Origin of the sequence: Kitasatospora sp. NPDC059571, from assembly GCF_042735675.1 — a bacterium.
GTDB lineage: Bacteria > Actinomycetota > Actinomycetes > Streptomycetales > Streptomycetaceae > Kitasatospora.
Genome location: NZ_JBHWBW010000039.1, coordinates 26,943 through 30,156 on the forward strand (window position 1 = coordinate 26,943; position 3,214 = coordinate 30,156).

General features: G+C 77.7%; 2 protein-coding genes. Both read right to left on the reverse strand.

The genetic code is table 11. The annotated features are described in order from the left end of the window. On the reverse strand, positions 1-1,419 hold a 1,419-nt coding region (locus ACFV0G_RS07415; RefSeq protein ID WP_380543098.1), incomplete at its 3' end, for a hypothetical protein. 8 nt (positions 1,420-1,427) lie between these two features. Further along, positions 1,428-3,214 (reverse strand): toxin glutamine deamidase domain-containing protein (locus ACFV0G_RS07420; protein ID WP_380543101.1); only part of this gene is annotated, 1,787 nt, incomplete at its 5' end.

Here is a 3,214-nt window from a genome sequence, read left to right on the forward strand (position 1 = left end):
CGACCCGCGGATCCACCTCCTCGGCCACGGCGACTGGACCGGGCCCGCGTCCGCCCCCCCCAACGGGCGCGGGCCGCCCGCGCGCGCCCCCCCCACCGCCGGGCCCCCCGCCTCGGCCAGGGCCTGCGGGTCGCCCAGGGCCAGGACGCGGACGTCCGCGAGCCAGGCGTCCAGCACTCCGCCGGCCAGCGCGTGCCCGATTCCGTGGCGCGTCGCATACGACTCGGCGGGATCCGGCGCGCGACCCGCCGCGACGGCGGCCACGTCGTCGGGGAACCTGCCCAGCACGACCGCCGCGAGCCGCCGCTGCACCTCCGCCGCGCCGGCCCCGTACGCGGCCTCCGCAGCGTCCGCCAGGGCGGCGTCGCGCAGCCGGGCGTGGCGAACGGTCGGCTCGCCGCCGACGACGGGGTCGGCCGTGAACTCGTGCACGGCGAAAGCCCCGACGGCCTCCTCGACCTGCTGGAGCTCGCCGGGCGCGACGTCCCGGCCGCGGACCGCGGACGCCGCCTGCACCCGCAGGTCGTCCGGCATACCGAGCACTCCCTCGGCCATCACGAGCGGGGCGAGCAGCTGGCGCACCCGCGGCTCGGCCGGGCCGAACGCCGCCATGACGTACTCCCAGGCCTCCCGCAGCGTCCGGGGCAGTCCGGGCTCCACCGTGCCGCGGACCCGGATCTCCAGGGCCAGCACCTCGGCCAGCAGGAAGTTCGGCCAGGCGGCCGCGGTGACCTCGGCCGCCGCGGCGGCGGCGTCGGCGGGCCGGTCCGCGTACGCCGAGTCCGGCACCTCCAGGAGGCTGCGCACCCACGCCTCGAAGGCGGTCCGCTCCGGGGCGTACGGCGGCACGTCGAGGTCGATCACCGACCGGGCGAGGCGCGGGTACCGCTCCAGCAGCCCGGCCAGTGCCTCCGGCCCGACCTCGGCGAGCAGCAGCGCGCTGTACCCGCTGCCGTCCCGCCCCATGGTGGCCGGGTCCAGGAGCGCGCGGACCAGCTGCGGCACGTCCCGGCGGGAGGAGGTGGCCCGCAGCCGGCCGGGAGCGCCGGACAGCACGACCGCCTGCGGCAGGTCGGAGGCCTCCAGGGCACGGCTCAGCTGCGCGTAGTCGGCGTCGCCGTCCAGTTCCCCACCCACACCCATCGTGTCGGCCAGGGCCCGCAGCCACTCCCCCTCGGTCTCGCCGTCTGCGTCGGCGACGCCTTCGAAGGCCCCCACCGGCGGCAGCGGGCCGTCCTCCGCCGGGATGAACGCGCGGGCCTCCTCGTCGGCGCCGAGCGCGGTACGGGCGAGGAGCCAGCTCTTGCCGGACCCGCGACCGCCGGTGACCAGCCGGACCCCGTCCTTGATGTCCCGCCGCTCCAGCCAGGCCGCCAGCTCCTCTGCCGCGGCCCGGCGTCCGGCCAGGTGGAATCGCATACGGGGGTTCACTCCTCGGTGTGGTCGGCGTCGCCGGCTGCCGGCTGCGGCCCGGCCGGCGCGGCGCTGCCGGCCGGGAGCGGCGGCAGCGGCGGGGCCGCGGGGTTGCCCGACGGATAGTACCGGCGGTCCTCGGCCATGATCTGCGCCCGGTTTTTGACGATCTTCTGGACCTGCGCCTTCATCTTGTCGGCGCTCGTGCCGTCGTCCGGATGGGGGACGGAGTGGGCGACCCGCACCTTGCCGAAGGTCGTGTAGAGGATCCGCGCGCACCCGGACTGCTTGCAGGGCGCCCGCTCGGAGTAGACCTCCAGCAGCTTCACCCGCTGCGGCGGCGTCAGGTTCTGCTGCACGTGCTTGAGGTACTCGGTGGCCACCTTCTCCGAGTGCCCGGCGTTCGTCCACGGCTGGCCCGCCACCGGCGGCACGGAGTTGACGCGCGCCGGCCAGTTCCGGGAGATGAGCACCTGCTCGGTGCCGCCGGGCTCCACGACGAACCGGAACGCCGCGTAGTTGGCCTGGACGCTCTCGTGGAGGTTGGCGACGTTCGGGTGCCGGGTGAGGACCGAGTTCGGCACGGCGTAGTGCTGGAAGAACGCGTCGTCGGCCCGGGCCGCCTCGACCATCTGCCCGAGTTCCGAGCTGCCGAAGGGCTCCTGCTGCGAGTCGGCGAGCGCCTGCCACTCGTGGCCGGCCCGGTTGTTCTCCGGGGCCGGCGGGTCCTTGATGTACCCGTCCTCGGTCGGGTCGTGGTCACCGGCGAGCCGTTCGCCGTAGTCGTCGGCGTCGGGTGTGCGCTTGGTGCCGGCCGCCTCCTCCGGCGCCCGTCGGTCGGTGCGGCCGTCCGGCGTGCGGTGGTCGCCGGCGGGGGCGGGCGCCGCGGGCCGCCGGTCCGGGCCGAGCGGGACGGCGAAGACTCCGTGGTCGCCGCTGTGGAGGGGCCGGCTGCTACGGCGGCCGGTCTGGGCGTCGACGTAGGTGATCCGGCCCTGGTGGTTGACGGCGTTCCAGGCGTGGGCGCGGCCGTCGGCGTCGCGGGTGATGATGACGGCCTGCGAGCCGTGGCCCTCGCGGCGGAGGGTGTCCTCCAGGCGCCGGTAGGCGGACGGGCCGTCGCCCAGGTCGGAGAACCTGCCGCCGAGGGCGTTCTCGATCCGGTCGCGGCCGCCGCGCTCGCCGCGGTCGGACGGGCGTCCGTCGGCGTCGTGGTCGGGGGTGCGGGCGGCGGCGGGCGTGGGGTGGCCGGAGTACGTGTCGACGGTGGCGAGGGCGACGTCGACGCAGTTGTTGCGGCGGCCGGGCGCGTCCGGGTCGTCGCCGTTGATGGCGCGCGGCCAGTCGCCCTCCGGGTCCGGGTGCCGCCGGGGTGTGCCGTCGGCGTCGCGCGGGACGGCGTTCTCCACCCGCGCACGGTCGTGGTGGGTGGGTTCGACCAGCCCGCCGGGGCCGTGCGGACGGTCGGCGGTCGCCGGGCGGTCCGGGTCGGCCGGCCGGTGCTCCGGAGCGTGGTCGGAGGCGTGATCGGGGGCGGTGCGGTCGGGCGCGGTGCGGTCGGGCGCGGCGTGGTCGGGCGCGGCGTGGTCGGCCGGGTGGTCGGGCCCGGGGGTCCGGTCGGGCCGGCCGGGCTCGGGGAGACGGTGCTCGGGCCTGCGGGGCTCGGGCCCGGGCGAGGGCCGGTCCGCGGCCGGACGGTGACCGGTGCCGGCGGGGTCCGCGCCGTGGCGCGGCTGCGGGGCGGTCCGCGGGGCCGGGCGGGACGGCCCGGCCGGCATCCGGATCAGACCGCTGGGCAGGG